The following is a 2,067-nucleotide window of genomic DNA, read 5'->3' on the forward strand; positions in this document are numbered from 1 at the left end:
GAGGCGGGACGGAAGGGTGGTAAACAACCAATTCTTGGTTAAAAAACCGCTCCTTGAAAGCGATGGGTTAAGTGAGGGCATCGAACATGGCGCAAATTCGATAGAAATCGGCTGATGTATTGCTACGCAAAACCAGAATTGTTGATTATACTGGGCCTGCCCACATGATTTGCAATGTTGCTTTTGCCCAACCACTGCTGTTTGGCGCTGACCATTTTGGTTGGCGACTAAAGGCTGATCGCTATGATTTATCGCATGAACAACAGCCAGCATGCCCTCACCCCCTAGACCCCTCTCCCGCCCAGCAGGCGAGGGAGAACATTGCGCGGAGTAATCCCACTCCCCTCTCCCACTGCGGTAGGCGAGGGGCTGGGGGTGAGGGAACGAGCACTGATTGTTAACCCAATGAATCATTACAGCTAATTATTATGTACCCAATAGTCTTGACCAATTTAGCCCAACAGCGTTGTGTGGTCGTTGGTGGCGGTGCGGTTGCCGAACGTAAAGTTGCTGGATTAATCACTGGTGGCGCAAATCCAATTGTGATCAGCCCTCAACTAACGCCACAACTGCAACACTGGCAAGCTAGCAACCAAATTCAGCATCTTGCCCGTGAATATCAATTTGGTGATTGTGAAGCCGCATTTTTGGTTGTTGCCGCAACCAATCAACGCTTGGTCAATCAGCAAATTGCCCACGAATGCCACAACCGCCCAATCCTCCTCAATATCGCCGATGCTGCTGAAGAGGGGAATTTCATCACAACCGCCAACCATCGTCAAGGCTCGTTGTTATTTAGCGTCAGTAGCAGTGGGGCTAGCCCAGCCTTAAGTCGCTACTTACGCCAACAGCTCAGTAATTATTTTGATCAACGGTATGCTACGCTGGCCCAAATTGTCGCAGCTCAACGCGCCGAACTTGCGACACTAACCACGACAGAACGTGAGCAATATTTTGATCAATTGCTGGTTGAATTAGCCCAACAGCCGCCGACGCTCAATCACTTGCCAACGGAGGATCTATGACACGCGAAGGATTTGTTGCATTAGTCGGGGCTGGTCCAGGCTCCGCCGATTTAATTACCGTCAAAGGGTTGCGCCGTTTGCAAAGTGCCGATGTCGTGGTATTCGATGCCTTGGTGTTGCCCGAATTATTGGCCGAAGCTCGTAGCGATGCCGAGTTGATTCCGGCTGGCAAGCGTGGCGGCCAACATTCCGTCAGCCAAGATTGGATCAACGCAACCTTGATTGAGCACGCTCAGCAAGGTAAATTGGTGGTTCGACTCAAAGGCGGCGATCCATTTGTATTTGGGCGCGGTGGCGAGGAAGCTGCTGCCTTGAGCGCTGCCGGAATTGCATGGGAAGTTGTGCCCGGCATTTCTTCGGCGATTGCGGCCCCTGCCTATGCGGGCATTCCAGTGACTCATCGCGATGTGGCTTCATCGGTTGTCTTTGTGACAGGTCATGAAGATCCAACCAAGCCAACCAGCCGCATCAATTGGCAAGCCTTGGCCCAAGGTGTTGATACCTTGGTCTTTTTGATGGGAATTACGCGAATCAACCACACAGTTGCCAGTTTGATTGCCAATGGTCGCCCTGCCGATACTCCAACGGCGGTGATTCGCTGGGGCACAACTGCTGATCAAAAAACGGTGGTCGCACCACTTGATCAAATTGAGGCTGCGGTTAAAGCGGCTGGCATCGGCGCACCAGCGATTTTAATTGTGGGCGAAGTTGTGGCGTTGCGTGAACAACTTAATTGGTTTGAATCGACAGTGCTTGAAATGCCCGAAGTTGTCCGAGCATTTGCCTAAGCAAGAGCATAGAGCAAAGAACATTGAACATAGCGATCGGGCTAGCAATAGCCTGATCTTTTTTTAACGCAGGGGATACATGGCTAGTGGCTGAAGGCTCTAGGATATCGCAACAACCTTAAGTATTTTAAGAATCGACGCAAGTCAAAAACCGCTAGTCTAGCAATCGTCGTCATTCCTTGCCCCACTTCCGCATATAAGACGAGGGGAATCGCGCTAGGAGTGCTCCCCTCGCCCGCCGCAGTGGGAGAGGG

At 51.5% G+C, this 2,067-nt stretch carries 3 protein-coding genes; 2 read left to right on the forward strand and 1 reads right to left on the reverse strand.

The annotated features are described in order from the left end of the window. A partial coding sequence (locus tag DEF47_RS20975; protein WP_287045326.1) for a hypothetical protein occupies nucleotides 1–273 on the reverse strand: 273 nt, incomplete at its 3' end. Nucleotides 274–428: 155 nt separating this feature from the next. Here DEF47_RS20975 and DEF47_RS20980 point away from each other — a divergent pair. After that, nucleotides 429–1,025, forward strand: a complete 597-nt coding sequence (locus DEF47_RS20980) for a precorrin-2 dehydrogenase/sirohydrochlorin ferrochelatase family protein (RefSeq protein ID WP_012189293.1) — start codon at nucleotides 429–431, stop codon at nucleotides 1,023–1,025. Beyond that, the gene (cobA, locus tag DEF47_RS20985; protein WP_012189292.1) at nucleotides 1,022–1,813 is read left to right on the forward strand and encodes a uroporphyrinogen-III C-methyltransferase; all 792 of its coding nucleotides are present in this window, start codon (nucleotides 1,022–1,024) and stop codon (nucleotides 1,811–1,813) included. The genes DEF47_RS20980 and cobA overlap by 4 nt, the downstream gene beginning before the upstream one ends. The last annotated feature ends 254 nt before the right edge of the window (nucleotides 1,814–2,067 follow it).

Source organism: Herpetosiphon sp. (assembly GCF_003512625.1).
GTDB classification, from domain to species: Bacteria; Chloroflexota; Chloroflexia; order Chloroflexales; family Herpetosiphonaceae; genus Herpetosiphon; species Herpetosiphon aurantiacus.

Excerpts from the sequence above, each read along its gene's own strand:
- DEF47_RS20980 (WP_012189293.1), top strand. The coding sequence starts at position 429 with ATGTACCCAATAGTCTTGACCAATTTAGCCCAACAGCGTTGTGTGGTC.
- cobA (WP_012189292.1), top strand. The coding sequence starts at position 1,022 with ATGACACGCGAAGGATTTGTTGCATTAGTCGGGGCTGGTCCAGGCTCC.